At 51.2% G+C, this 24,306-nt stretch carries 26 protein-coding genes; 3 read left to right on the top strand and 23 right to left on the bottom strand.

The window, feature by feature from the left end:
• Positions 1-87: 87 nt before the first annotated feature.
• The 17 genes from RUDLU_RS0104335 to RUDLU_RS0104250 all read right to left on the bottom strand — a co-directional run bounded on the left by RUDLU_RS0104335 (position 88) and on the right by RUDLU_RS0104250 (position 16,322).
• Positions 88-2,253 (bottom strand): polysaccharide lyase family 8 super-sandwich domain-containing protein, encoded by a 2,166-nt coding sequence (locus RUDLU_RS0104335; protein WP_019987129.1) that lies wholly within the window; start codon positions 2,251-2,253, stop codon positions 88-90.
• Positions 2,254-2,348: 95 nt separating this feature from the next.
• Positions 2,349-2,690, bottom strand: coding sequence for a hypothetical protein (locus RUDLU_RS0104330; RefSeq protein WP_019987128.1), 342 nt, complete (start codon positions 2,688-2,690; stop codon positions 2,349-2,351).
• Between the two features lie 59 nt (positions 2,691-2,749).
• Positions 2,750-2,983 carry a hypothetical protein gene (locus RUDLU_RS26930; RefSeq protein ID WP_211220195.1) on the bottom strand — a complete coding sequence of 78 codons (234 nt, stop codon included), beginning with the start codon at positions 2,981-2,983 and terminating at the stop codon, positions 2,750-2,752.
• Positions 2,984-3,687: 704 nt separating this feature from the next.
• The gene (locus RUDLU_RS0104315; protein WP_019987125.1) at positions 3,688-5,295 is read right to left on the bottom strand and encodes a tetratricopeptide repeat protein; all 1,608 of its coding nucleotides are present in this window, start codon (positions 5,293-5,295) and stop codon (positions 3,688-3,690) included.
• A 302-nt stretch (positions 5,296-5,597) separates the two neighbouring features.
• A complete protein-coding gene (locus RUDLU_RS0104310; RefSeq protein ID WP_019987124.1) occupies positions 5,598-5,786 on the bottom strand; it encodes a DUF4177 domain-containing protein in 189 nt (62 codons plus the stop codon).
• Positions 5,787-6,032: 246 nt separating this feature from the next.
• Complete coding sequence (locus tag RUDLU_RS29605) at positions 6,033-6,284, bottom strand: hypothetical protein (RefSeq protein ID WP_157580089.1); 252 nt, start codon at positions 6,282-6,284, stop codon at positions 6,033-6,035.
• A 319-nt stretch (positions 6,285-6,603) separates the two neighbouring features.
• On the bottom strand, positions 6,604-7,194 hold the full coding sequence (locus RUDLU_RS0104300; protein ID WP_019987122.1) for a hypothetical protein: 591 nt from the start codon (positions 7,192-7,194) through the stop codon (positions 6,604-6,606).
• A gap of 300 nt (positions 7,195-7,494) precedes the next feature.
• Positions 7,495-8,097 carry an HNH endonuclease gene (locus RUDLU_RS29600; protein WP_157580088.1) on the bottom strand — a complete coding sequence of 201 codons (603 nt, stop codon included), beginning with the start codon at positions 8,095-8,097 and terminating at the stop codon, positions 7,495-7,497.
• Positions 8,098-8,849, bottom strand: a protein-coding gene (locus RUDLU_RS29160) for an IS5 family transposase (protein WP_152127412.1) whose coding sequence is annotated in 2 segments (ribosomal slippage) — positions 8,098-8,513 and positions 8,513-8,849 — 753 coding nt in all. Because the reading frame shifts where the segments join, the coding sequence is not laid out codon by codon here. It abuts the gene before it with no gap.
• A gap of 28 nt (positions 8,850-8,877) precedes the next feature.
• Positions 8,878-9,342: a hypothetical protein gene (locus RUDLU_RS29595; RefSeq protein ID WP_157580087.1), complete on the bottom strand. Its 465-nt coding sequence runs from the start codon at positions 9,340-9,342 to the stop codon at positions 8,878-8,880.
• A gap of 482 nt (positions 9,343-9,824) precedes the next feature.
• Positions 9,825-10,457, bottom strand: coding sequence for a hypothetical protein (locus RUDLU_RS0104280; RefSeq protein ID WP_019987118.1), 633 nt, complete (start codon positions 10,455-10,457; stop codon positions 9,825-9,827).
• Between the two features lie 389 nt (positions 10,458-10,846).
• Positions 10,847-11,173: a hypothetical protein gene (locus RUDLU_RS30130; RefSeq protein WP_019987117.1), complete on the bottom strand. Its 327-nt coding sequence runs from the start codon at positions 11,171-11,173 to the stop codon at positions 10,847-10,849.
• A gap of 291 nt (positions 11,174-11,464) precedes the next feature.
• Positions 11,465-11,902, bottom strand: a complete 438-nt coding sequence (locus tag RUDLU_RS0104270) for a hypothetical protein (RefSeq protein WP_019987116.1) — start codon at positions 11,900-11,902, stop codon at positions 11,465-11,467.
• Between the two features lie 362 nt (positions 11,903-12,264).
• Positions 12,265-12,828, bottom strand: a complete 564-nt coding sequence (locus RUDLU_RS0104265; RefSeq protein ID WP_019987115.1) for an HAD family hydrolase — start codon at positions 12,826-12,828, stop codon at positions 12,265-12,267.
• A gap of 397 nt (positions 12,829-13,225) precedes the next feature.
• Positions 13,226-13,810 (bottom strand): hypothetical protein, encoded by a 585-nt coding sequence (locus RUDLU_RS29585; RefSeq protein WP_019987114.1) that lies wholly within the window; start codon positions 13,808-13,810, stop codon positions 13,226-13,228.
• Positions 13,811-14,396: 586 nt separating this feature from the next.
• Positions 14,397-15,461: a tyrosine-type recombinase/integrase gene (locus tag RUDLU_RS0104255; protein WP_019987113.1), complete on the bottom strand. Its 1,065-nt coding sequence runs from the start codon at positions 15,459-15,461 to the stop codon at positions 14,397-14,399.
• Positions 15,462-15,548: 87 nt separating this feature from the next.
• Complete coding sequence (locus RUDLU_RS0104250; RefSeq protein ID WP_019987112.1) at positions 15,549-16,322, bottom strand: AMP nucleosidase; 774 nt, start codon at positions 16,320-16,322, stop codon at positions 15,549-15,551.
• 181 nt (positions 16,323-16,503) lie between these two features.
• Here RUDLU_RS0104250 and RUDLU_RS0104245 point away from each other — a divergent pair, with 181 nt between their 5' ends.
• The 3 genes from RUDLU_RS0104245 (at position 16,504) to RUDLU_RS0104235 (ending at position 19,166) form a co-directional block, all read left to right on the top strand.
• Entirely contained in the window at positions 16,504-16,947 is a 444-nt protein-coding gene (locus RUDLU_RS0104245; protein WP_019987111.1) for a type I restriction enzyme HsdR N-terminal domain-containing protein, read from the top strand.
• Positions 16,948-17,012: 65 nt separating this feature from the next.
• Complete coding sequence (locus RUDLU_RS26915; protein WP_019987110.1) at positions 17,013-17,495, top strand: GNAT family N-acetyltransferase; 483 nt, start codon at positions 17,013-17,015, stop codon at positions 17,493-17,495.
• A gap of 81 nt (positions 17,496-17,576) precedes the next feature.
• Positions 17,577-19,166 carry an aldehyde dehydrogenase (NADP(+)) gene (locus RUDLU_RS0104235; RefSeq protein ID WP_027302752.1) on the top strand — a complete coding sequence of 530 codons (1,590 nt, stop codon included), beginning with the start codon at positions 17,577-17,579 and terminating at the stop codon, positions 19,164-19,166.
• Here the strand turns inward: RUDLU_RS0104235 and RUDLU_RS0104230 are convergent, their stop codons facing one another.
• The 6 genes from RUDLU_RS0104230 to rsmI all read right to left on the bottom strand — a co-directional run bounded on the left by RUDLU_RS0104230 (position 19,167) and on the right by rsmI (position 24,306).
• Complete coding sequence (locus RUDLU_RS0104230) at positions 19,167-20,588, bottom strand: DUF4403 family protein (protein WP_019987108.1); 1,422 nt, start codon at positions 20,586-20,588, stop codon at positions 19,167-19,169.
• A gap of 40 nt (positions 20,589-20,628) precedes the next feature.
• Positions 20,629-20,787: a hypothetical protein gene (locus tag RUDLU_RS29580; RefSeq protein ID WP_019987107.1), complete on the bottom strand. Its 159-nt coding sequence runs from the start codon at positions 20,785-20,787 to the stop codon at positions 20,629-20,631.
• Positions 20,788-20,871: 84 nt separating this feature from the next.
• Entirely contained in the window at positions 20,872-21,399 is a 528-nt protein-coding gene (locus RUDLU_RS0104220) for a YfiT family bacillithiol transferase (protein WP_019987106.1), read from the bottom strand.
• A 95-nt stretch (positions 21,400-21,494) separates the two neighbouring features.
• Entirely contained in the window at positions 21,495-22,307 is an 813-nt protein-coding gene (locus RUDLU_RS0104215) for an inositol monophosphatase family protein (RefSeq protein WP_211220194.1), read from the bottom strand.
• Positions 22,308-22,352: 45 nt separating this feature from the next.
• Positions 22,353-23,588, bottom strand: coding sequence for an Lnb N-terminal periplasmic domain-containing protein (locus RUDLU_RS26910; RefSeq protein WP_019987104.1), 1,236 nt, complete (start codon positions 23,586-23,588; stop codon positions 22,353-22,355).
• Positions 23,569-24,306: a 16S rRNA (cytidine(1402)-2'-O)-methyltransferase gene (gene rsmI, locus RUDLU_RS0104205; RefSeq protein ID WP_027302751.1), complete on the bottom strand. Its 738-nt coding sequence runs from the start codon at positions 24,304-24,306 to the stop codon at positions 23,569-23,571. Before rsmI ends, RUDLU_RS26910 begins: the two co-directional genes overlap by 20 nt.

Genomic DNA, 24,306 nt, shown 5'->3' with positions numbered 1-24,306 from the left:
CCTGTTCCCGCACCAAACTATTCGGGCGAGACAGGTCCGTTGGTACATAGAGCCGTAAGGCAGAATCGGGTCGTAGCCGATGGGCTATTACTGTACCTTCAGATGTACGCTCTTGCCGAGGTACACGTTCTGGGGCAGATCGACAATAAACAAAGTGCTGTTCTGTCCCTCATTGACCAGTGTGCGGTAGTGGTCGCCTTTGCCGGTGTAAATGCCCGTTACTGAGATCCCGATTCGGTTCAGCTTCCGCGATGGGTCGGCTACGGTCAGCTCTTTCAGCCGACCGCCTTCCAGCTTCAGCATAGCCATACCCTGACTGTCCATACTTACTTGTACCCCTTTTTCGATGTCGAGCGTACCAGCCTTGTAGAAGGCCAATTGCGTAAGGCCCAATCCTTTGTGTCGTACGCCCTGCACATCCGAGGTGTTAGCCAGAATCTCAATCGACCGGTTCGTGCCGGCTGTCTCGCTTAGTTGCTGCTCGGTCACGCCGGGCACCACAATGTATTCGTACGAAGCCCCAGTCGGTTTCTTGCCGTGATCGAACCATAACGCAAAAACATCCTCGCTAACGAGTTCCTTGCTGATGTTTTTCTGATCGGTGATATCCGACCATCGCCCGGTTTCGGCCTGGTTCGAGAGGTGAACCTTGGCGGGGTTCGGGAAAATGTAGCCCACGTTGTCGTGGTGTACCCATTTGACATTGTCGAGCGGCCGGCTGCCTTTGGGCAGGGTGACGGGCGCGCCGGTCTGCATCAGACGCACATCGCTCCGCATCAGAACCTGATTGACGGTCGTAACTACCGGCAGGTCGGGTTTAGACTTAATGTCGGAGCCGAGACATACGTACTCGTTATCGAAGAAAAACCACGATTTCTGGGCTTCTACGCCATCGTGCGGGCTCTTGAAATCGAACACAACGGCCCCGTACAGCCCATCGGTTACGGCCCCTACAAAATCGGTCAGGCCATCTTTCTGAATGGCATCGGGGCCGGGTAGCTCCGGTTTTTGCAGGATGGTCGTGCCCGAAATTCGCTGCCAGTTGTAAACCGGCCAAATGTTGTGGTACTCATTGCCCTTGAGCATAAGGTAGTTGGTGCCGTCGGCCCGGTGGTGGGTGGTTTTGCCCGGCCCGTTGTAGGGCTCTTCCATGTTGCGGTTCCGGGTCGAGTACATCCGAACGGTGGTGTAAAAACCGGGCCGCTGAAATACAAAATGTTCGCTCTGCCAGAAGAATTTGGCAAACGAGGCCGAGGGCTTGGCCGTGCCTTTGCGCAGCCGGATAATCTCTTCGAGTTCGGCCTTGCGGTAGTCGGTGCTGACCATCACCCGTTCGATTTCGAGGGTGCTATGGGGCGCAAAATTGGCTTTGCTGGAGATACTCCGGTTTTTTACGCTGATGTCTTCGTAAACCCCGTACACCATCTGCTTGTAGATACCATCGAGGTAGTAATCAATCAGTTGGTTTATTTTCTCTTTCGCAAACGCATACTTCGTACCCGACACATAATACGACCATTCGCCAAATGCGTTGGCATATTTGCCGTACCCGTACGACGAGGTGTTGTTGACCCGGTCGACGCGGTGGTGGAAGCTGTAGTCGTGCTGCATACCCCGTTCGCCGGTCGAAAACTTCAGCTCGCCCTCAATGATTTTGATGATTTTGTCGAACTCCTGAAAGTTACCCTGAAAAAGTAGGTTTTTGGCCAGAATACCGGCAATTACCACGCGGTCGCCACTCGGCCGCGCGCCCGACGCATTCATGTTAGCGCGGCCAATCATGGGTTGGGCCTTGGCTACAAGGTCTTTGGGGAGTTCATCGCCAATCACGAGCATCAGGTTGCCGAGGTTGGTCGGGGTCGTAATCTGATTGTCGTGCCAGTTGTCGCCCACGAAATCGTTTTCCACCCAGAATGTAAGTCCCCTGATAATCTGATCTTTCAGGGCTTTGCTCCGGTAGTATTTCGAGGCTTTGCTTTTGTAGGCCTTCGCCATCGTGACCAGGTCGCGGGTGTGCCCTCCGTGGGGGAAACTCGCCGTGCGGCTCAGGTCGGCGTAGTTGATGCCCTTAAAACTGCCGTCTTCGTTCATTTTGGCCAGAATGGTCTCGACCTGGTTGTCGTTGACCCGCTCGGCCATGAGGTCGGCTACGACACGTTCTTTAATGAGCTTACTATCATTCTGGGCAAAGCAAAGCGAGGCCAGCAATACGAGTAGGGGAGCGATCAACAGCCGTTGGCGGATGGATTTCATCGAGTAGGGAGCGGTTTACAATTGGCTGATTGATAAAGCCAAATGGGGCCGGTTTCTATCGCTATTGGCTGTTGCGGCACATGACTTTCGCCTGCCTACTTCTCCGGCATCGGTAACTGGGACTCAAAGCCCGCGTCGGCAATCTGGCAGCCCGACTTTGTGATAATCAATACCCCAAACTTATCCGATGAGCAACCACCGCCTTCCTTGCCATCCTGCCCGTACCGGACAAACGACAGGTATGTAATCTCGTTGCGTGCGTTGCGCGACAGGACGCGAACCTGCACCTTCACACCGTACGATTGACTTGCCTGACGCTCAACCGCACGAATCTGTGAATCGGTGAATGTTTTTTCAACTCGTAGAACCGGGTCGCCGGTGGCGTAGCCTGTAGAACTTAGGGTGAAACAGAGTAACCCCAGCAGTGTTGCTTTCATGGTTGACAAACGGTTTGGTTAAACAGAATGGATAAAAACGCCACCGGGGCCACAGGTGGCTATTTGTCGGGGCGGGTAAAAAAGTAAAAAATGACATCTAGCCAACCCAGAATCCCGTGAATAATGGCCCACAGAATCGACTTGTTGCGCGACCATGAAATAGCAACGGCAATGGCCGAGCCTAACCCAATCCCGTTGTTGACAACAACTTGTTGGCCCGGTAGAGCAGATTGGCCAAGGGCGATGTTTGCGCAGAGAAGGATAAAAATCAGGGTAGGTAATAGTTTGGGCATATACATACGGTGTGGTCAGCTGGAGCCGCTAACAGAAACGTAAATAGCTTTTGTTCTATAATTAGCTGCTTAGTTTCTGACAAGATATGAAAATAAGCCGCAGGTAAACCGTTTTGCCTAAGATGATTTGTTTTTCGTTTTGTAGCTCCAGATCAGATTGGCAATGCCAGCTACATTGAGCAAAATCAGTAACGCAAACAGGACTTCGAGCGGGGATAACGAGAGGGTAAACATGGTGTTGGGGATGGAGGGTAAGCAGGTTAATCTACACGTCGCTTCAACAAGTCGTAGATGTCTATACGTGGACCAACAGCGACAATAGTAACGATCTGTTGCCCGGCTAGCCGCCCACGCGGAGTGGACACAATGCCATTACTGCTTTGTGAGCCGACGTTTACGGATAAAAGCAACAATGAAGAAAATAACAGCTATGCCATAGTAGACATTACTCCGGCCCGAAGCGGCTAAGCCTAAGAAGACGACTCCGACCAAGGCCTATAAAGGCAATATAATCCCGTCTCATAAAAATATAAAGGTGAAAGTTCTGTGATGTAACCAACACACTGTTTGCTGACAGGTCGGCAAAATGCGGCTTCACAATTTCAGGAACTGCACCCAACACCCCTGGAGGCTGAGGGTGACCCTAAGGTAGCTAATTATCAGGTATGTTATGCCTTTACACCTTTTTTCTGGTTGAGTTGCCTTTACATCAGACCTATTTTGGCCTTCAGGTCGTTATCAGCCCATTTCCAGGCCTGTGTCAAGGTAACCCGCGTTTGCCTGGCTTTATCGGTCAATCCCTGCCCTAATTGAGCTTGATGCAGGCCCGATAATGCCCAGCCATTGCGGGGAAATATCGTTAGGTCTTTCGCAAAAACGGCTTCAGCCTCCGCATACCGTTTCGCTTTCAACAGCGTGGCCCCTAAGGTGTGGCGCACCGGGAAAAACCAGTCGGGTGGCTCGTTATAGCCCAGAGCATCTTCGAGCGCAACGGCTTCCCGTAATATCCCAATGCTACGATCTAACTGACCTTCGTTCGCCAGAATGTCGGCCTTCAACACCCGACGGGCGATTTCCAGAATCGAACGCATCGAATTGACGGGCCCAACCAGCAGCTTGCCCATGTCAGGGTTGGCGGTTAACTGGTCAAGTTGTTGCAATTCCAGCTTTGCCTGGGCCAGTTGCCCTTTACCGACCAACGCTAATCCACGGGCGTAATGACGGATAGCGGTGGGATAAGCCAACCGGACCGTGTCGGCATTGCACATCCGAAGGACTTCATCCCATCGGGAAAACTTAATGGCTACGTGGTAGGGAATGGTGTAGTAATGCTGAAGGGCGCACCAGGCAGGCTGAGCCATCCATTTTTTATTCGTGTTTTCGGCTGTCTTTTGCGCCGAGCGCATAGCCCAGGCGTAGTTGCCTTCGAGCGTGGCGGTGGCAACCAGCAGGTGGTAATTGTGCGGAAAGTAGACCAAGGGAAACGCGCCTTGAGCGTGTTTGTTCATCAGGTAGATACTATCAATGGCTACGGCCTGCTGGTTGCGTATCGACCCTTCGTGGTAGTTGCCCGTTCGGATGTAAATGTGCGACGGCATATGGACCAGATGGCTGGCCCTCGGAGCTACCTTACCCAGAATAGCCGCACTTCGTAGTCCGCGTTCCGGTGTTGGAGAGGCCTCTACGGCATGGATATAATAGTGGTTCAAGGCAATGTGGTCGGGATTGCGAGCCATCAACGTTTCCAGCACCGTCACGATAGCGGGCGTCCAGGGCTTCGGGCGCCCATCTTTTTCCCACAAATCCCACGGATGCAGGTCCATCAACGATTCTGCGTAGAACCCGGCAATATCCGCGTCGTCGGGAAACTGTTCGTGGACTTGCCTGAGCGCGGTAGAATAGGCCTCATCAAATGGCTTCCTATCATCGACGGGTGTGGCTGGGTAGCGTTTCGCCAGTGCCTGAATCAACGCTTTTTCTTTATCGGTGCAATGGCCGGACAACCTGATTGCTTGCTGAATAGCCGTATAGGCCCGCTCGTAGTTGTCCGGTTCCATGCCCGCATTGTAGTTTGGTCCCAGCACGTAGCTGAACCCCCAGTAGGCCATCGCGCAGGTTGAGTCTAACCGGGTAGCTTCGTAAAACGACCGGGCGGCTTCGGCATGGTTAAACCCCACCGCCAACATAAGGCCCTGATTGAAATACCGCTGCGCTTCCTGACTCCGGGTTGTGATGGGGAAATGGATATTGCCTATGCTGTCGAAGAGCATGGCTTTTTCGTTAGCGCCGTACCAGTCCTTGTCCGTTGGCATGGTACCACAAACGACGATCGAGGTGGGTGGATTGTCAGCCGGTTTCTGCTTCGGTTGGCAACTTAGTAGCGGACCCAATCCCAATAGTGCCCCACTCAACAAGATGAGTAATCGTGTCATATTCGCGGCTAGGAAGATGATGGCTTCTAAACGACTCGTTGTCAGCACCCACCACTAATGAGGGTGTTAGACACAAGATAAGCTAAACGCAGGTAAGTTACCACCTTTGCCCCCTTGCTGGTTGAGTTGACGGGCCTGACGGCCTGTCGCTCTACGAGCCGCCCACGCGGAGCAATGCCCTGCTAAATGTCTCTTTCAAAGAACAGATAAATCGTAGCTGAATCCGAGGCCGTTGTGGAGACTAACCTATACCCTTTAGAAGCATATTCATCAAGTTTTGTTTGAGCTTCGGCTTTGGCTTCCAAGATGGCCTTATTCGAATCGAATGTGTTTTGGATGTAACGCACGATTTCAACTTTATACTCTTTCATTTTCTTATGAATTTACAGGTTCTGTTAACTCGTTTACTATGGGCGTTTGCCCGGTTGCCGGAATGCTGCCTACGAACATGCTTGAATGTTCACCCAACGCCAACGGGTGTTGATGGCCGTAACTCTACTGAACGCAAACAACGTGCCGCTGACCTTTGCACCCTTGTTTGAGTTGGGCTGAAACCTTCCTTCTACGACGGGCAACCTGTCACCAGGCAACCTGCCCACGCGGAGCGAACAAATCGTCTATTCTAACGACTTAGTCAACTCACTATCAGGAGGTAAATTCTTTCGTATCTTCCGCAATCTTTCTCCCTCCTGTATTTCACGCCTTTTTGTTTCTTCCAATACTTCTGCCCAAAACCTTTCATAGTCTTCATCAGAAGGTAAACGAAGTTTGTTACTTTCATTGTTTTCAGAGGTTTCTTCTAGATGGTTAGGTCTTTTCATATCTTTATCGGCTGGCAATTTTTCTTTTGTACCGAGCGCGTAGCCCATCGCTTTTCTCCCCGTGGCGTTTAGCCTATCAACTGCGAACCGCTGAACGAGGAAAAAACCTAACTTCTGCGGCCTGCAACCTGTCGGCCGCGACCCGGAAATAGAGACCTAAAGCCTGTCTTTGAGCCGCGCTGTTTGTCGCACGAAGCTGCCGAATACGCACTGCTTAGGCGACGCACCCAACGCCCGAAAGGGCTGATGGCGAGCGAGTCAGTTGCCTGAACGCGAGTCACTTGCACCTTTTGGGCTGAATGTCTGACTTTGGGACGTGCTTCCTGTCGCACAAGACGGTCCCCACGCGGAGCGGAAACGAAATCCCTTACAAACGAAGCCTAAGTTGCGGACCCAGATGGATACCCACAACCGGATAGTTTGGCCTGAGAATGCTACCTATTTTTAACCCGATGCCTAATCGACTTCCGATGAAATAATAAGCTTCTGCACTCAAAGGAAATTCTATGTTTGACGTTGTACGTTGCATAATAAACGCATCCCCCCGACCTGATTGCTCACGATAAGGGTACTCCAACCGTTGGGTGAGCAGTCCAACACCTGCGCCCAACTGTACCGTGAAAACTCTGGAAGCAATAACTGAATATTTGGCCATCCCGTAGGCATGTATGTCGAAACCTCGGGCGTTTGTATTGCCACGGGTGTAAATAACGGCTGTAGGTGCATTAGAACGAACGTCGTCATAATACCTAAATCGTCCTCTGAGAAAGCCGGATGAGACCGTCCACCTCTCAGTAAGATGATAGTCAAAATCGACAGCATAATACTCATCTCTTTCGTTAAGCTTAAACGAGGGGCTATAATAAGCACCATAGCTAACGGCGATGTCGAACGATTTTTGCTGAGAAAAACCTGATAATGTGCTGATACACAGCAAAGCCGAGAAGAGAATTTTCATATTATTGAGTTAAAATGTTTACGCTAATAACAATAAGCACGTGTTTTGCGGGTTTCGGTTGACAAACCGAAACCCGCTCAATACCCAAAGAAAGCCTGATCTCTGCGGCCCGCTACCTGCCGCCGGAAAGCTGCCTACGAACATGCTTGAATGTTCACCCAACGACCGCAGGGGTTGATAGCGACCCCATAAGTTAAAATGAACTACCGTATCTGATACCTTTACACAGCTGCTGGGTTGGGCTGCACACTTTCCTGCGGGGCGAGCATCCTGTCCACGGATAACTGCCCATGACGGACCTTAATCTACATTCTTATGTTTGAAATTAGCATAGTGCCATTTCATATATTCCTTTTGTTTATCGGATAACTCAATTTTGATACTTGCCTTGAGGTTAAGTAAGGCCTGATTACTCAGGGTAATATGTTTGGAAATAGCAATATTTCCTTCGGAATCAAAGCTAATAAAAAACTTGTCAAAGAGCTTGTCATGATGAGGGCAAAGTATCAAACCATTTTCTACATCCAATTTTTCATAATTTTTGCATTGGCTCCATGGCTTAATATGACTTGCCACTAATAAGTCTATTTTGTCAATTCCACAAAGTAAACAATCTTTATGCCGTGACAAGAGTCTTTCTCTGAATGAAGACTGACCTATTCTAATCTTTATCAATTGCTCTTTTTCTGTCTTTGAAAGAGAATCTGTATTTTCTTCAATTTCTCTAATTTCTTTAGAGTCTACTGAGTAATTTTCACGTGGTTCTTCAAAAGAAGAATTTCCTTCACCTAATGTGTATTCTTTTTCTAAAAATTGTAGATAACCACTTTCACCGCCATACTTATTAAATCTCTCGCTTTTTACTAAATAAAAATTACCCGAAGGTCTAGAGTGTGTGGACAATCAGAGCAACAAAATCATACTTGAAGCCAGATGAACCATCGCCAAGAAGCTGCTGGCTGTTTTTTCGTAGCGAGTTGCTACCCGGCGATACTGTTTCAAGCGGTTAAAATAGCGTTCAATCTTGTTGCGATCAGCGTACAAATTCTCATCGATTACCCGCTGCTCCACCCGATTCACTTTGGAGGGAATGATCGCGTCACAACCGTTGTGGGCCAACCCTTCCAGCAACCAATCGGCATCATAAGCCTTATCGGCAATCACAGCAAAAGCCTCACAGTCAGCCAGTAAGGTGGCTGCGCAAGGCGCATCACCCGCATGGCCAGGACTTAACTCAATGCGGATAGGATTGCCTAAGGCATCCACCAGAGCATGAATTTTTGTGGTCAAGCCGCCCCGTGAGCGGCCTAATGCTTGTTGCTGGAGACTACTTTTTTTTGCCCAGCAGCCTGTTGATGAGCTCGCACCGTTGTCGAGTCAATCATTACCCAATCCAGGTCGGGCTCTTGCAGGGCATCAAAGACCTGTTTCCACACCCCAGCCTGAGCCCAGCGCCGAAATCGTCGGTAGTTGCTGTTCCAATTGCCGAAGCGTTCAGGCAAGTCGCGCCAAGGCGCACCCGAGCGGGCAATCCAGAGCACGGCGTTGATAAACAAGCGGTTATCGAGTGCTTTTCGGCCTGCTGAGCCTGCCTGTCCTGGTAGAAGAGGGGTGATTTTAGTCCATTCCTGCTCGGTGATCTCATAGCGTCTCATGCCACAAAGATCGTAGGATTGGGTAAGTTTATCCTAATTGTCCACACACTCTAAAATTCTCCTTGTAATTAATATGATTAATAAAATCAATCCATGCTAGATTTAAACTTTCAGTATTGAAGAAAAATATATAAGGAAATTTATCACTCCCCCAAAGTGCCTCAGATAAACCATATAGCTCTACTACATGATATACCAATACTCTGCATTTTATTGGTACTAATCCTCCATTAATGCTTGCTTTTTCGACTAAAAGTACAACATCATTTTCCTTTAAATTTCTTATTACGCTCCGTGCGCCCGAGGGTACGCCCCAACAATTGGCCTCACCTTGCGGGAATCGCGATCTTAATTCATCTATTATTTTACTTTTTTGGGTTATTGTGTCTGGAATGTAATTTATAATATCCTCAATAGAAACTGTGTTATACACGGTCTTAGGAAAATCTTTGCTTGCTCCGAGCTCGCCTACATGGTGAAAACAGATATTCATTGAATATTTCTAACGTTATTTCCAGTACAAAAATAGCATCTTTTAAAACTGATAGGGCACTCATTCTATTATCCGCTACCTGCTCAACCTGTTAAAGCTCACATTATATAGCAGTTGGCTTGTCAACAGGGACTGCCCAACGCTCTAAAAGTCTGCTAATCCAAGGCTTTTATATTGTCGCAAGCCAGTTCGAAATGTAAACCTAAAGTAGGATGACGGGGCGTTTCTCGTGTCGACCGAAACAACCAGACGAGCCAAACCGCCCTGTTGCCGGATGGGTATTTTGCCACACAGAATCCGGACCTTTAAGCACTCACTGCTTGGCACCACCCAACACCCGCAGGTGTTGATGGTGAGCGAGTCACTTAACTGAACAGCTACAGCTCACACCTTTACACACCTGCTCTTGTTGGGCTGCCCGGCTTCCTTAGGGACGCGCGTCCTGTCGCCCGGCAGGTGACACATACAGAGCGAAATATATATTATTTTCTACCTCTGTTGTATGTTTCATCTACAATGATCCATTTATCTTTCTTTTTCTCGATTAAAACTAAGGTTGTATGGCTAGTTGTGGCATAATTACTTCCTTGGCCAAACCATAGATATAACATACCACAATTTAGGTTATCATTAAAACATACCCTTGAAAGCTTTATCTCTGAGTATTGTTCTTCCTCTTTTATATCCTTATTGGGTCTATATATTTGTCGAAACGGCTTTTGTAAAGTGATTGCTTTTTTTTCAAATTCTCGATAGCCAAGCTCAGAAAAAGTAGAAGAAGCCATTAGTGTTTTGTACACTACGTCAAAGGAGTTGGCTTTGTCGGGCTGGTATGTCGATTCATCATCTTCTTTTGTCTGGGCTAAGGGCATTAGAGCATCAGATAAATAAACTTTTGCATCAATTGTATCAATTGATGGTTTAGGCAGCGGAGGCAAACCCGGATAATTTGTCTGGTCTAGAAGTTCGGGCAGTCTGTAAATCTTTAAGTATTCATTAACGACTGATTCGATTGCGGTGAACTCTTCATTTTTATATTTCTCACGTTCAGTAAAGGGAGTACAACCCAAACAGACAAATAGTATTGTGGCAAGAAGCAGTGATAGATTATGCATTTGTGATTTTTAGCCAGGATGCATACGATATGCTTTTTCCATAACTCAGTTTGCATAGTAGGGGCAATTAGTCTGTCAAAGGGGCGCATCCTTGTAAGCCTAAACTTTTCGTAAGCCTAAACTTTTCAATCGAGATGTTTCTCGTGTCGACCGAAAACCGCCAACGAATCGAAAAGCCTGCCTGTCGAGACGCGCTTGTTGTCGACCGAGGCCCTCAAACACGCTTTTTATCAGCTCATTACGTTGCACCCAACGTCAACGGGTGTTGATGGTGGGCGATGCAACAAACTGAATACACGTACCTGAACCTTTACACACCCGTTTGGTTGGGCTGAAAATCTTGATCTACCAGCGTGCTGCCTGTCGCCCGCAACACGGCACACTAACTTTTAATCCTCTTTGTATGGGGTAAACTGAATGTCGTACCCATGTGGATTTTCACTTGGGGGCTGGACGGGTTCAGTTGAATAAACCTCAATCTTTCCTATCACCGTGAAGCCTATATTCTCACCAATGACCTGTATCATATCAGCCGCTTCCTCAGAATCAGTAGCCCACACCTTCATTCCCATCCAAGCACTCCCTGTGGGACAAGAAAACCCCTCTTCAAGATCACCAACAATACCCTCAGCGAGTACGGTAAAATGTTGAAATGGAGTTTGGAGTTTGCCATAGCGTAACTTCAACTTCCAATCTTTGTCAATCTGTTCTTCCATACTGCCGTTTTCAAACCTGAATTTTAGGGGCGTTCACCTTGTCGCACGAACACTACCCGGCAAACTTAACTTTCTCTAACGGGGCGGTTGGCCTGTCGCCCGGAAGCTACCCTGCCAGCACTTTTTGGACTATCACCCAACGCCCCCAAGTGTTGATGGCTTTGGACGCAAGATAACTGAACACGAGCAACTCGCAACCTTTACACACTTGGCTACGTTGGGCTGTCAGTCTCGATTCGGGACGTGCGGCCTGTCGCCAAAGCGACGGCACACAAAGAGTAGAGGCACAGATCAGCTTTCAAGCTCATCTTTGATTTGTGTCATGATCGGTTTGATAAAAAGGCCAAACTCTGTGGAGCTATTAATCTCATTATCAATCTCATATCTTACGGTTTCATCCCTGTAAACACCCATTAGATAAAAGCGATACCACTCTATTGCATGAGAATAGTTTTTATAAGATGCTTTCAGGTTTACCCAAAACTCTCTCAAGGTACGCTGGAACCGGTATTTCTGTTCAAGAAATGTATGTAGTTCTTGCATAACTTCATAGCTCTGGGTTTGATCAAAAAAAATCATACTTAAGCTACGAAAGTATTCTGTATCAAAGTCGCTACTTGGGAAAAAGCGCAGTTGATCAACGAGTTCAACAAATTCCTTGCAATCATCATCAGTTGATAAATATCTCAAAAGGTAAAGTCTTTCTGCAATTTGATTTTTGTCTTGCATTTGAAACAGTGTTTGCTGACAAAGGGGGCAAATGTGTGCCGAAGCCGCCTTACAGGGGCGTGCGACTTGTCAGCCGAAAGACGGACCTTTAAGCCCTCAACTTGCCTCACTCAGGCGTGCGGCCTGTCATGCGAAACTGCCCTAACGGACCGCCCGATGGCTTCGAGACGTGCGGCCTGTCGCCAAAACACTAGCATACAAGCACTTGATAGACCCGCACCCAACGACCATGAGGGTTGATGGATGAGGAAAACGCTTAAGAAAACGAACGAAACGTCAACCTTTACACCCTCATTTGGTTGGGCTGCCCCGCTTTCCCTCGGGACGCGCGGCCTGTCGCAAGACGGCCGCCCCCGCAGTACTCAGTCGGTTGATGTCGATTCTAACCGATTACGCCAACCTCGCTTTTCAATACTTCGCACGTTTTCAACCCCTTTTAAGCTCAGTAAGTAATCAAACAAGACTACCAATTCGTTGTCATCTTCACTACCGGTGTACTCCTTGATGTGGATGGCATTCCCATAATTAGCGCGTGACTTTTCAGGTGAGTCATCCACAATCAGTATTTTCTCCAATCGGAAACCACGCTTTTTCAACTTGTCCAGACGCTTCTCGAAACAATACGTATCACGCTCAAAATCGCGCCGGTAGCTGCAACGACTCCGCCCCCAAACCACCAGCATGTCAATAGTGTCGGGCATGATGCCTCTGACAATCTCCGTTACGTAATCATCGTCTGCTGAACTCCAAATGCCAAGTGTAAAATGGTCTGCTACGTTGGTTAAAAATGACTTTAAGTTAGGCCGCTGATAGACAAAATACTTCTCAAATTTCAAATCATACGGCCTGTTCAACTCATGTTCGGTAGCATGAATAAGTGTTTCATCTAAATCGAAAATTATCAGCTTATCAGATTTGTCAATCATAGATGGAAAGATAAAAAGCTACTCCAACGTAAGCGCTTCTACTGTCGCAGGGAAGCCGCCAAATGAGTGTGGGTTTGCCTAACCGGTACGTTTCTGGTGTCAAATGCTACATTATGAACACGCTTTTTGCCGACCCAACCGGGGCGGTTCTCGTGTCGACCGGAGCCACCTAACGCGCAAAAACCGCCCGGTTACGGGACGTGCCCCTTGTCGCACGGAAGCGGGAAATGGAAGCCCTGCTTTTTGGCACCACCCAACGCCCCAGGGGGCTGATGGTGTGGACGCCACTTGCCTGAACTGACGTACTTCACACCTTTACACCCCCTGTCTGTTGGGCTGAAGCCCTTCCTCACCGGCGAGCATCCTGTCGTAGGTAAGTTTGCCTTCTTTTAAATCGTTATTTGTTGCCGAAAAGATTAATAAGCTGCTCTCGTTTTTGATTTAACTGTTGGTCAATCATACTTTCAATGTTTTTTGACCAATGTTGCAATGATGTATTGTTAATTTCAACTAGCCTGAATGTCATATCCAAATCCTTCTGAGCTTGAGAAATAGCTTGGGCCGGATTGAGTTCTGATAAGCTAACATAAACAGTAATTCCACCAGAATAAGGTAAAATAAGCCCTCTGTCAGAACTTGAAAAGGAGTAATTATCAGGAGCGTAGGAGAAAAGCTCGTTATCTCCTGTAAAAGGAACAGAAATGGTATGTGTGTAACGATGCGAGCTTGAACCAGAAAGTTGTTGCTGAAATGAGAGTTGTCTCTCTTCGTAGCTATGGTCAACAAACGTCGGTTCACCAAAAACAACAGGCTGCAACAAAACTGCCCTTTTTATACGTTTGACAGTGTTTTGAAAAACCGCGTCCTCTTTGACATCATTTAGTTTCAAATTATTTATGAGCATATTAATTCTTAATTCTCTTTCCCTTAACAAGTCTGCAAAACGAGGAAGCTGGCGAGGTGACGTAAATGTATTCTCCATGTGGTTCTGTCAACGATTGATTAATAGTCTATAAAACAAAATATTTAAACTTCTGATTCATCGCACGAAACTCATCTCAGTAGTGTCAAGCTGAATTACCTCAGGCGTTCGCCCTGTTAACCGGAACCCGCCGAACGAGCAAAAACCTGCCCTCTAAGACGTGTGGTCTGTCGCACGATACCCGACTTTGAAATACTATTTGGCCAGTACACCCAACGCTATATTGTACGCAAGTTTACTAAACCACAAATTGCTACTATTCAGGCGGATGTGGTTTAGTCTGGCATACTATTTTACCTTTGCCATTGTCTGACTGGGCAGTTACAATAATAGGTGACTGAACAATCATTTACAAAACGGATGCCCCGAAAAGTTACTGCCCATTTATTAATCGTGCGAGTTTGGGATATTGAAGGTTTCCCCGGATATTTCTTCGGAGCCGATAAGCAACTATATCGGTACGATGGTAGAGGCTCAATTCGAAAAAATAAGCGAATCGTTGTGCGATACACCCAGGGGTATTCTCTCAGGGGGCGATTCTACAGCCTTGCCCAGTTGCGCCCGTTGCTCCGTCGTCATGATCCAGCTACAGATGGTCCAATGGACTTTTAAGGGAGCCAATGCGGTCGGCGGTTACGTGCGTGTAACGCATCGTGGTCAAAATGCTTTCATGACCGAGTAATGCCTGAATGGTACGGATATCAGTGCCCCCTTCGAGCAGATGGGTAGCAAAACTGTGCCTCAACGAGTGAATACCTCCACGTTTAGCAATCCCCGCATAACGAACGACATCGCTGTACACCTGCTGAATAGTACGATTGGCCAAAGGTTCAGACCGTTCGGCATCCTCAAACAGGAACGTGCGCGGATGATATTGAGATAGATACTCATTCAAATGGTCCTCTAATTTGGCGGATAGCATCACGATCCGGTCTTTTTTGCCTTTACCCGCTCGTACAGTCAGCAATCGACGGGCCCGGTCAAGGTCCGTCAGTTTAAGGTTGGCCACTTCGCTCAAACGCAGGCCTGTGCCGTACACAACCTGAAATAGCGTCCGATATTTCAGGCTGGTGGTTGCCCTGAAAATGGCTTTAACCTCCTCCACGCTATACACCGTAGGGAGTTTTTGCGCCTGTCGAGGGTAAGGAACCTCGTACAACTCCTTGTCGCGCTGCAGTACTTTCTCCTGGTAAAATTTCCACGAGTTGATGTGGACGTTGATCGTAGCGGCTTGCAGGCGTTTCTTATCTACCAGAAACAGCAGGTATTTCTGAAAGTCAGCTTTGGTCAGCTCCTCAACTGGTTTAGGGTCAGCATATCGAATCAGCGCAATCAGGGCCTGCTTGTAGTTCTTGAGTGTCTTATAACTGTAGTTACCGATACGCAGGGCGTCGCAGACGGCCACGATAACCGGATGCCGGTCGTACTCGCGCACGGGCGGTACGTACCGAAACGGCAAACGGTGCGAGCCGGAAGGCCGGACTCCCGTCGGGCGTTTACTGCGTGGTGGCCATGCCGGATTCGTGGCCTGCTCTACCTCGGCAGGTGTAGCAGCGGGTTTGTACAACCGTACCACGGCCTCATCGAACCGGCAGTATTCCCGGCCAAACAGTTGCCCGATTTTTACAACCGACTCGTGGGTGTTAGGCACCAGCCATAAATTAATGGATAATGTACAATGGAAAAGGAATAATGAGTAATCCGCAGAGAGGCTTCATTGTACATTATCCATTATACATTATTCAAACCGCAGGTGCTTCACCGATTCGCCCGACGAGGCCAGTTCGTGCAGCGAGTCGATCCCGATTTGCAGGTGCCGTTCGACAAAGTTGGTCGTTACCTTCTTGTCGCTTTCTTCGGTTTTTACGCCTTCGGGAATCATCGGGTTGTCCGACACGAGCAGCAGCGCCCCGTGCGGAATCGAGTTGGCGAAGCCCACAATAAAAATGGTGGCCGTTTCCATGTCGATAGCCATAGCGCGGGTTTCGCGGAGGTACTCTTTAAACTGCTCGTCGTGCTCCCAAATCCGGCGGTTGGTGGTGTACACGGTGCCCGTCCAGTAGTCGAGCTCGTGTTTTTTGATCATCGACGACACCGCCCGCTGCAACCGGAACGAAGGCAGGGCCGGAATCTCGGGCCGCATATAGTCGTTGCTCGTACCGTCGCCCCGGATGGCCGCGATGGGCAGAATCAGGTCGCCGAGTTGGGTAGAACGCTTCAGGCCCCCGCACTTACCCAGAAACAGCACCGCCTTGGGCTGAATGGCCGACAGCAGATCCATAACGGTGGCCGCCATGGCGCTACCCATCCCGAAGTTGATAATCGTAATGTTGTTGGCCGTGGCTGTTTGCATGGCCCGACCGAGGCCGTAAATCTCTACGTTGAATTTGTTGGCAAACAGCTCGACGTAGTTGATGAAGTTGGTCAGCAGAATGTACTCGCCAAACTGCTCAATGGGCGTTCCGGTATAGCGCGGAAGCCAGTTTTGTACAATGTCTTCTTTGGTTTTCATCTGTGGCAATGAGTGAAAGAGTGAAAGAGTGAATGAGTGAAAGAGTGAATGAGTGAAAGAGTGAATCGGAATGCCAATCAGCAGAGCGAATGGATGACACTTGAACAGCTGAAAAAGCTAAAGGAGCCTCTTTTTCAATCGCTCTTTCGCTCATTCACTCTTTCACTCTTTATTTTTGTGCATGGAGGCTCTGAATCTGCCCCCGTTTGGGCACAAAATTAGCGAGATTGACGGGAAGGCACACATCTTCGACGAACTGCGCCGAAAGTACGTCCGTCTGACGCCCGAAGAGTGGGTGCGCCAACACATGATTCACCTGCTGCTGAGCCACTACCGCTACCCCAAGGCGCTGATTCGCTGCGAGGGTGGATTGCTACTCAATCAACGGCAAAAACGCACCGATTTGCTCGTATTCGACCGGGAGGGGCAGCCGTTTCTGCTCGTTGAGTGCAAGGCTCCGCACGTGCCTATCAACCAGTCGGTGTTTGATCAGATTGCCCGATACAACCACGTTCACCGGGCCCCTTACCTGATTGTGACCAATGGCCTCATGCACTATTGCTGCTGCATAGATCACGAAACTGACGCCGTTACGTTTCTCGACGATTTTCCGCCGTTTGATTGATAGACTTTCAGACGTTGGACAATAGACTTTTTGATGATACAGTAAGGTCTAACGTCCAGTGTCTAATGTCTCTGTTTTCTTTCACTTACTACATGATTCGCCCGTACCACCCTGACGACCTCGAACCACTCCGCCTTGTTTTTCGGCAGAACACGCCCCTGTATTTTGCTGAGCACGAAGAAACCGACTTAATCGATTACCTGAACCGGCTCGAAAATCCGCAGTTTGTGTACGTCGAAAACGGTCAGGTTTTGGGCACGGCGGGATACTACATTCGGGCCAACGAAACCTGGGGTGGCCTGGCGTGGGTGTTTGTTGCGCCCGACTGCCAGCAGCAAGGGGTAGGGGGCCAACTGGTGGCTCATTGCCTGACCGAAATCCGGCGTTATCCGGCCATGGCACGTATCGATGTGCGGACATCGCAGCACGCCGACGGATTTTTTGCCAAATTTGGCTTTGTGCAAGTCGACTTTAAGCCCGATTTTTGGGCACCGGGTATCCATCTCTGTCATATGGAGCTACCCGCCGAACGTATTGCCGGGCACTGACCGGCTGGCATCGACGCCATCAAACCAGACGCTTAACGGCCCCTTGGCTTGCCGGTCAGTGCCCGGCAGGCTACGCAGACCATGTCAACCATAACCGGAGCGAGCCTTTTTGGCTCCCAAACCCTGACCGGCGAAGGCGCAGCCTACACGGCAACGGCCCCCGCCCGCAACGAATCGCTGCCCGAATCATTTTTCAACATCAGTCCCGCGCAGGCCGAGCAGGTTGTGCAGCTGGCGGGAGCGGCTTTCGGGCCGTACAGTCAACTACACCCGCACCGCCGGGCCGAGTTTCTGGAGGCTATTGCTGATGAGATCGAAGCGCTGGGCGATGCCCTGCCCGAGCGTGCCCATGCCGAAAGTGGCCTGCCCATGGCCCGGCTCACGGGCGAGCGCGGCCGCACTTGTGGGCAGCTGCGTATGTTTGCCAAACTGGTGCGCGAAGGCTCCTGGGTCGATGCGCGCATCAACCCAGCCCTGCCCGACCGGCAACCCTTGCCCCGGCCCGACCTGCGCCGGATGCTCGTTCCGCTGGGGCCGGTGGTGGTGTTTGGGGCCAGCAATTTCCCGTTGGCGTTTTCGGTTGCCGGTGGCGACACGGCTTCGGCCCTGGCGGCCGGTTGTCCGGTAATTGTAAAAGCGCACCCGGCCCACCCCGGCACGAGCGAGCTGGTTGGTCGCGCCATTCAGGCGGCTGCGCACAAAACCCAGATGCCCGACGGCACGTTTGCCCTTGTTCATGCCGACAATGCGGTAGCGCAGGCACTGGTGGCCCACCCGGTGGTCAAGGCGGTTGGTTTTACGGGTTCTCGGGCGGGTGGGCTTGCCCTGCTGCGGGTGGCCCAGGCACGTCCCGAACCCATACCTGTATACGCTGAGATGAGTTCGGTGAATCCGACGGTGATTCTGGCCGGGGCCATGCAGGAGCGGGGTACGGCTATTGCCGAAGGGCTGGCTGGCTCGATTACGCTGGGCGTTGGGCAGTTTTGTACCAATCCGGGCCTGGTGTTTGTGACCCAGACCGAGAAGCTAAACGATTTTCTGGGAACTCTTGGGGCTAAAATCCGGGCTACCGTACCGGCCACCATGCTCAATGCCGGTATCTGCGACCATTACCGCACGGGGCTCGACGCCCTCAGCAGCTCGGCGGAGGTAGAAGTACTGGCTCAGTCGGAAACCGACGCACGGTCCGAGGCTACCGAAGGCCGCCCAGCCGTATTGACGACCACAGGATCGGCTTTCCGGAGTAACCCGGCCCTGAGCCACGAGGTATTTGGTCCCAGTTCGCTCGTGGTTGTATGTCAGGACGAAGCCGAAGTGGCGGCCTGTCTGCAAACCATGGAGGGGCAACTCACTGCTACGCTCTTTGCTACCGACACCGATCTGCAAACGAGTGCCTATAACTGGGTTGCCTTGTTGCAGCAAAAGGCCGGCCGGGTGTTGTTTGGTGGCTATCCGACCGGGGTAGAGGTATGCGAAGCCATGACTCACGGTGGCCCGTTCCCGGCCACCTCCGACGCTCGTACCACGTCTGTCGGGACAGCCGCTATCGAGCGGTTTGCGCGGCCGGTCACCTACCAAAGCTTCCCGAACGCGTTGTTACCGCTTGCCCTGCAACAGGAGAATCCGCTCGGTATCTGGCGCGAAATCGACGGAGTGCGGGGTAAAGAATAGTTATAGTTTTTCCACCTGGAGCGTCACTTTTGACTTAATGTCGATCAGGATTTGGACGCCATCGGGACGGATGGCAATCCGCTGAGGGACAAGGCGGAAAGCGGCAATGTCGAGATCCGTTTTTTTGCCAGCTTTTCCACGGGCAAACGCCGTTTCAATTTTGTCGGGGATAGCCGCCAGTTTGTCGCCCAGGGGAAGTTTGAGTGCCGTTTGGAGTGTGTCGCGCAGGTCATCGTGCAGAAGCCAGTCGGCGGTGGCCAGCAGTCGTTCTTCGGTATGCACGTCGAAATCTACGTTGCGCATCTGAAGTGTATTGGTCAGCGTATCGAAATACGGCCGCCCGTGCAGGTAAAGCGTGCCCTTTACGGCACCACCCACTTCGGTTTTCAGAATAAGTGAGCGTTGCCCTCCGTAGAGCGACGCTCTTTTTATTTTCAGCAAGCCTTCTTTTAACTCTAGCTCACGTTTCGACAGGTTTTGGCTGATGACCCGGTTGAGGTCGGCAAACGGAATGGTAAACAAAACTTTCAGGTCCGAAACCGGTTCCAGTTTCGCTACTTTGCGCAGAACAGGCAGTTTGAGCGAGGGGTTAAACGCGGGCCGGGGGCCGAAACGTGTGGCCGCCGAGAAACCAATCCGAAGCGGAATTGTAACGTACCGCTGATTGCCCACAATAGGCCCGGCAATCACGCTCGATGGTGTGGGAACCAGCCAAACGGAATCGGGTTGTTTGTTGAGCAGCAACGGCCGCTGAATGTCGCGCCAGATTTTAGAAATCTCTTTTTCCAAATGTAATTCGCTCGAAACCGCCTTGTCGATAGCCATTTCGATGTCCTGCTTTCGGGCGTCCAGAATCCGCTCGGCAATCCGCTGTATCGACAGGCCAACGCCCAACACCCGCACTTTAGGCTTTTCGATCCACTGGTAGTCAACAAAGCGGGCTTTGGTTGTCAGCGACCAGTTGTTGTTTACCTTCAACGGGGTATCAAAATTGACCGTAAGCGCACACAAAGGCCGTTTGCTCTTGTAAAAGTCGGGGTCGGCCTCGCGCTTGCGTTGCAGCCGTTTAAAGGCCAGCGGATTGCTGATCCAAACGCGCAGGGGCGTAGTAAACGACACCCGGCCCCGGCTGTACCGAAGCCGCACCGGCCCGCTGCGTTCTACGCGCAGTTGCCATTTTTCGCCTTTCTGCCCCTTGAGGGTTTCTTCCGTGACCAGTACAACGCCCAGCTCGTCGTTGATTTTCTTTTCTAGGTCGGCCAGTTCAAACGTGATACGGCCCGTTAGGTACGACGTAGTGGCGGGTATGGGCTCATCAAACCCCTTTGCTTCGGGCGGTTTCGGGTTTACACGCTGACAACCTACCGCAAGCAGAATCGTAGAAAAGAAAAGGCATAAAAAAAAGGTTTGTCCAGTTTTCATTACTGGACAAACCTACCGGGTTACAAAAAGTTAATCCGCCTTAGCGTCTGGCCCCAAGGGCTTGCGCCTGGGGCTTGTCGGAGGCACAACCGCACCCTTTACCACAGCCCGCTTCGCGCCGGGTCATGGCTTTATAGCCGCGCCAGCTGAGGTAACCCGCAGCTGCCAGAAAAAAGCAGAGGATGAGTACGTCCTGCATAATCGTTTCGGTTCGAACGATCGGCCGTTTGCAACTCCACTGTATCGAGAGTAATGCAACCCAGCCGGTCTATTGATGTAACGGCTACACCCAGCCATTCCGTTCCGCAAGGCGGTAAATGTGCTGGTAGTGGTGTTCGCCATGCCATTGGTAATTCCGAATGACTTCGCCGAGGGTAAACGTACGGCCACTACCGGGGTGGTAATACGTCCGGTCGAAATCGGCTTCGTTCAGGCCCCGGAGCACAGCCACCCAGCGGTCGTGGAGGTTGCTCAGAATCACCAGCGAGTGCGACGCTGGTAACGCTGAGTCGGGGAGTTTGGCCCATTCACCTTCCTCGTAGGGTTTAATGGTGGGGTTATCTTCCGTCAGGGCGAGTTTGGTGCGGATGTAGGCGTTCATATGGCTGTCGGCCACGTGATGCACCAGTTGCCGTACCGTCCAGCCTTCGGGGCGGTAGGGGGTATCCAGGCGATCGTCGCCCCACTTACCCACCAGCTCGGTGAACCGATGGGCCTGATTTGCGATGTGGTCAATTGCCTCACGTACCTGCTCAGGAGTGTGCGGCTGCCCATACACAAACGGGCCGATAGGATACTGAAGGTTGGTCATAGATAAAGGGGGAAAGGAGGAAAGGGAGGATGGAGAAGGGGAGAAAAGGGAGGAAGGCGGGAGGTTTTCTCTTTCCTCCTTCCTCCATTCTCCTTTTAACGCCAATACTTCTGAATGGTTGCCAGTAGTTCGGATTGGGCCCCGCAACCGGCTACAATGTCGCCCCGGTACAGAAACGAGTCGCCCCCGTCAAAGTCGGTGACTACACCGCCCGCTTCCCGTACGAGCAGCGTACCCGCGGCAATGTCCCAGGCGTGCAAATTATACTCGAAAAAGCCCTCAAATCGTCCACAGGCTACGTAGGCCAGGTCGATAGCGGCCGATCCCATGCGCCGTAAACCGTGGGTTTGGTGCATGAGGTCTTCCAGAATGCGTAGGTAATTGGGCATCCCCTCGAACCGGTAGTACGGAAACCCGGTTGCAATGAGCGAATCGCTCAGTTGTGTAGCCGCCGACACCCGAATCCGTTCGGGCGAAGCCGTGCCGCGAGCGCAGTAAGCCCCGGCTCCTTCGCGCCCAAAGAAGCATTCGTCCCGGTTGGGGTCGAAAATAACGCCCGCAATGGGTCGAGTGCCCTCGGCCAACCCGATGCTCACCGAGAAAATAGGCAGGCCGTGGATAAAGTTGGTTGTACCGTCGAGCGGGTCAATGATCCAGTTGAGGCCAGCCCGGTCGCTGCCGCTTCCGGTGGTACCCTCCTCGGTCACAAAGCCCGCTTCGGGCAGGAGTTGGCTCAGAGCCGCCACCAGTCGTTTTTCGGTTTCTTTATCTACATACGACACCAGATCGTTGGTGCCTTTGTATTCCACGGCGTCGCGGCTAAACCGGGCTCGTTCCTGCAACAGAAACGCGCCGGCATCGCGTGCAATGGCGCACATGGAAGCGAGTAATGCGTCGGTTAAGATCATAGGTAAAATGAAAAGAAACGCTGAACGATAGAGCCTGACGAGGGTTTACCGGACTAAGGCCAGCTCCCGGTTCGCCCGGCGAACCTGTTGAATATTAGCAACGCATCGAATCAGCAGAGTCAGCATAAACAGAATATGCGCCCCGCCCGGCACGTCGGAGGTAAACAAGCCAACCACAATGAGTACCGCTGTAGCCCCAAAATAGCGGTTGATGTACCCTTGGTTACGTTGGCGCGTTACCCAGAAAATTAAGGGCATGTGCAACGGCATGAGCCAGAACAGCGAGGGGTTCCAGGCCGTCACGCCATGATCGGTAGCGACCCAAAGCAGAAACAGCAACCAGCCGCACAGACCCGCAAAGCCAAACAAGAGCCGGTCGATCCAGCGGCTCACCCGCCCCTGCACGTACTGCCGGTAGGTCACAAACCCAATTACGGCCCCTAATACGGCAAACACAAACGCGGGGTAGAGCGGGAGTGGCAGGTTTTGTTTGGGCAGATTCTGCGGCTGGAACAGTGTTTGGGTACTGCTCACAACCGGAACCTGTTGGCCGTTGGCCTGCTTGATGGTCGATTGTGCCAACTGGTTGAACACATTATCGGGCAGGTACATAGACTCCCAATTGGTTGTCACCTGATCCGACGGGCGACCAATGGCGATGTTCATCCCCAACTGCGCCCAGGGTTTCTCACCCAGATAATCGTTCATCCAGTCGCGGTACGACTTCGTGCGTTGTTCCGGGGCCGGAAACTGCAAACTGTCTCCGCAGGCCTCCTTGATCATGTCGCGGGGGCGGGTCGCACAGTTGTCGTAGTAAAACTTGTACCGATACTCCCGATTCTGCGGCAGGTAGTTGGTTTCGAGGTTGTTGAAAAGACGCTGGCGTTGGGTGAGCGACAGGTTCAGTAACTGCTCCCGAATGCTCCGGTTATTCTGCTGGTAGTAGTACACCGCCTGGTATAGGCTATGTACCGACAGCCAGTAGGGGAGAGTGCCCCGCAGAAACTTGAGAATAAAGTAATCGGTGTTGTAGTTGAAGCCACCGTAGCTGTAGTTCCGGTCGATGCCGAGCGAGGGGTCGTAAATACGGATTTCGGTATGCCCAAACGACGACGAAATATCGTCGTTGCCGGGGCCGTAGGTAATCAGGCTCACCCGGGCCTCGGGCGACAGCATCGGCATGGGCATTGATTGGCCACACGCGGCCGGGAGCCAACTTGGGGCTGCCAACAACAGGCAGCCCAGCAAAAACAGGCGGAGTTTATTCATCGTCGTCTTCATCAGCCGGCTCTTGTTCCGACCGGTAATCCTTTTTGTCTTTTCCTTTTTTCGGCTCACAGCCCTGTACGCACAGCACAATTTCGCCTTTTACGGGTTTCTCGCCAAAGTACGCTAAGATTTCGGTCAGCGTACCCCGCACCGTTTCTTCAAAAAGTTTGGTGAGTTCGCGGCTTACACTCGCCTGTCGGTCGGCACCCAATACCTCGGCCAATTGTCCGAGGGTTTTGAGCAACCGGTGGGGCGATTCGTAAAAGACCATCGTCCGTTCTTCGTTGGCCAACTGGAGCAGCCGGGTTTGTCGGCCTTTTTTGTGGGGCAGAAATCCCTCAAACGTAAACCGGTCGGTGGGGAGCCCTGAATTAACCAGGGCAGGTACAAAAGCGGTTGGGCCGGGCAGGCACTCCACCGGAATATCGTGGCGCAGGCATTCGCGCACGAGCAAAAAACCGGGGTCCGATATGGCCGGGGTACCCGCATCCGATACCAGTGCGAGTGTTTTTCCGCTTTTCAATTGCCCAATAACCCGTTGTACCGACCCGTGTTCGTTGAAAATATGGTAACTCTGAAGTGGCTTGCTGATACCCAGATGCTTCAGCAGAATCCCGGAGGTACGGGTATCTTCAGCCAAAATAGCATCGGCCGATTTAAGCACATTGACGGCCCGGAGCGTAATGTCTTCCAGATTACCAATCGGGGTTGGAACGAGAAATAACTTCAT

The sequence above is a fragment of the Rudanella lutea DSM 19387 genome (assembly GCF_000383955.1).
Taxonomy (GTDB): Bacteria; Bacteroidota; Bacteroidia; order Cytophagales; family Spirosomataceae; genus Rudanella; species Rudanella lutea.
The sequence above is the reverse complement of the archived record's forward strand: the minus strand, read 5'-3'. Positions and strand labels throughout refer to the sequence as shown.

Excerpts from the sequence above, each read along its gene's own strand:
- RUDLU_RS0104265 (WP_019987115.1), bottom strand. The coding sequence starts at position 12,828 with ATGATTGACAAATCTGATAAGCTGATAATTTTCGATTTAGATGAAACA.
- RUDLU_RS0104330 (WP_019987128.1), bottom strand. The coding sequence starts at position 2,690 with ATGAAAGCAACACTGCTGGGGTTACTCTGTTTCACCCTAAGTTCTACA.
- rsmI (WP_027302751.1), bottom strand. The coding sequence starts at position 24,306 with ATGAAGTTATTTCTCGTTCCAACCCCGATTGGTAATCTGGAAGACATT.
- RUDLU_RS0104300 (WP_019987122.1), bottom strand. The coding sequence starts at position 7,194 with ATGAAAATTCTCTTCTCGGCTTTGCTGTGTATCAGCACATTATCAGGT.
- RUDLU_RS0104280 (WP_019987118.1), bottom strand. The coding sequence starts at position 10,457 with ATGCATAATCTATCACTGCTTCTTGCCACAATACTATTTGTCTGTTTG.
- RUDLU_RS29585 (WP_019987114.1), bottom strand. The coding sequence starts at position 13,810 with ATGGAGAATACATTTACGTCACCTCGCCAGCTTCCTCGTTTTGCAGAC.
- RUDLU_RS0104220 (WP_019987106.1), bottom strand. The coding sequence starts at position 21,399 with ATGACCAACCTTCAGTATCCTATCGGCCCGTTTGTGTATGGGCAGCCG.
- RUDLU_RS0104250 (WP_019987112.1), bottom strand. The coding sequence starts at position 16,322 with ATGAAAACCAAAGAAGACATTGTACAAAACTGGCTTCCGCGCTATACC.
- RUDLU_RS0104310 (WP_019987124.1), bottom strand. The coding sequence starts at position 5,786 with ATGAAAGAGTATAAAGTTGAAATCGTGCGTTACATCCAAAACACATTC.
- RUDLU_RS29605 (WP_157580089.1), bottom strand. The coding sequence starts at position 6,284 with ATGGGCTACGCGCTCGGTACAAAAGAAAAATTGCCAGCCGATAAAGAT.
- RUDLU_RS26910 (WP_019987104.1), bottom strand. The coding sequence starts at position 23,588 with ATGAAGACGACGATGAATAAACTCCGCCTGTTTTTGCTGGGCTGCCTG.
- RUDLU_RS26915 (WP_019987110.1), top strand. The coding sequence starts at position 17,013 with ATGTCTCTGTTTTCTTTCACTTACTACATGATTCGCCCGTACCACCCT.
- RUDLU_RS0104235 (WP_027302752.1), top strand. The coding sequence starts at position 17,577 with ATGTCAACCATAACCGGAGCGAGCCTTTTTGGCTCCCAAACCCTGACC.
- RUDLU_RS0104215 (WP_211220194.1), bottom strand. The coding sequence starts at position 22,307 with ATGATCTTAACCGACGCATTACTCGCTTCCATGTGCGCCATTGCACGC.
- RUDLU_RS26930 (WP_211220195.1), bottom strand. The coding sequence starts at position 2,983 with ATGCCCAAACTATTACCTACCCTGATTTTTATCCTTCTCTGCGCAAAC.
- RUDLU_RS30130 (WP_019987117.1), bottom strand. The coding sequence starts at position 11,173 with ATGGAAGAACAGATTGACAAAGATTGGAAGTTGAAGTTACGCTATGGC.
- RUDLU_RS0104335 (WP_019987129.1), bottom strand. The coding sequence starts at position 2,253 with ATGAAATCCATCCGCCAACGGCTGTTGATCGCTCCCCTACTCGTATTG.
- RUDLU_RS0104315 (WP_019987125.1), bottom strand. The coding sequence starts at position 5,295 with ATGCCAACGGACAAGGACTGGTACGGCGCTAACGAAAAAGCCATGCTC.
- RUDLU_RS29580 (WP_019987107.1), bottom strand. The coding sequence starts at position 20,787 with ATGCAGGACGTACTCATCCTCTGCTTTTTTCTGGCAGCTGCGGGTTAC.
- RUDLU_RS29595 (WP_157580087.1), bottom strand. The coding sequence starts at position 9,342 with ATGAATATCTGTTTTCACCATGTAGGCGAGCTCGGAGCAAGCAAAGAT.
- RUDLU_RS0104270 (WP_019987116.1), bottom strand. The coding sequence starts at position 11,902 with ATGCAAGACAAAAATCAAATTGCAGAAAGACTTTACCTTTTGAGATAT.
- RUDLU_RS0104230 (WP_019987108.1), bottom strand. The coding sequence starts at position 20,588 with ATGAAAACTGGACAAACCTTTTTTTTATGCCTTTTCTTTTCTACGATT.
- RUDLU_RS0104245 (WP_019987111.1), top strand. The coding sequence starts at position 16,504 with ATGGAGGCTCTGAATCTGCCCCCGTTTGGGCACAAAATTAGCGAGATT.